The sequence below is a fragment of the Vibrio sp. YT-17 genome, assembly GCF_033337375.1.
Lineage (GTDB): Bacteria > Pseudomonadota > Gammaproteobacteria > Enterobacterales > Vibrionaceae > Vibrio > Vibrio alginolyticus.
The window spans coordinates 1-1062 of the sequence record NZ_JAWOQP010000192.1 but is presented as its reverse complement, the minus strand read 5'-3'; the positions used below and the strand labels follow the sequence as shown (position 1 = coordinate 1062).

Here is a 1062-nt window from a genome sequence, read left to right as displayed (position 1 = left end):
CTTCATGATTTTTGGTTGTTCAAGAATTGGCAAGACAAGTGGATCGCGATTTCTGTTGATAGCAATTACATCATGCCTAAGTGAGAGGTGGTCAATAACCTCGTAGGTAAGCAGTGTTTACGCTTGTACTTTTCGATTATGCTAACTGCCTTTCAGTAAGGCTTTGAGTGTTTTAAGGAGAATTAAATGCCTGAATTACCAGAAGTTGAAGTAAGCCGGATGGGTATTAGTCCACATATGGTTGGACAAACGATTAAGGCATTTGTTTTTCGCACACCCAAACTGCGCTGGGATATCCCGCAAGAGCTGAAATTGCTTGAAGGGCAAGTGATTCGAGCCATTCATCGTCGCGCAAAGTATTTGCTCATAGAAACGGATGCAGGGACTGCCATTGTGCACCTTGGAATGTCAGGCTCGTTACGTGTGTTGGATGCTGATTTTCCTGCGGCTAAGCACGATCATGTCGATCTCAAACTTACAAATGGTAAAGTGCTGCGTTATAACGACCCTCGACGCTTTGGTGCTTGGCTATGGTGTGCTCCTGGTGAGTCCCATGCGGTACTTGAGCATATGGGACCAGAGCCTCTAACTGATGCGTTTAATAGCGAGTACATTGCCGATAAAGCGCAAGGTAAGCGTGTCGCGGTAAAGCAGTTCATCATGGACAACAAAGTCGTGGTCGGTGTGGGGAATATTTACGCCAATGAATCTCTGTTTAAATCTCGTATTCTCCCAACCCGACAAGCAGGTCAAGTGACGCCCCAAGAATGGGTACTGTTAGTGGAAAACATCAAAGCCACGCTAAAAATTGCCATTAACCAAGGTGGTACGACTTTAAAAGACTTCGCTCAAGCCGATGGCAAGCCGGGTTATTTTGCTCAAGAACTTTTAGTGTATGGAAAAGCGGGTGAGCCTTGCCCAGAATGTGGAGAGCCGCTTCAAGAGCTAAAAATTGGCCAACGTAATACCTTCTTCTGTAATGAGTGCCAGCAATAGAAATACGATCGCGTACGGTGTATTGCCATCAAGCAGTTGTAATCGCCGACCTTTCCTTCAATAATT

The 1062-nt window shown here is 45.4% G+C and carries 1 protein-coding gene; it reads left to right on the top strand.

The genetic code is table 11. From position 1 onward, the window contains the following. Nucleotides 1-186 precede the first annotated feature (186 nt). Entirely contained in the window at nucleotides 187-996 is an 810-nt protein-coding gene (gene mutM, locus R7F67_RS24880; RefSeq protein WP_140340700.1) for a bifunctional DNA-formamidopyrimidine glycosylase/DNA-(apurinic or apyrimidinic site) lyase, read from the top strand. Nucleotides 997-1062 lie beyond the last annotated feature (66 nt).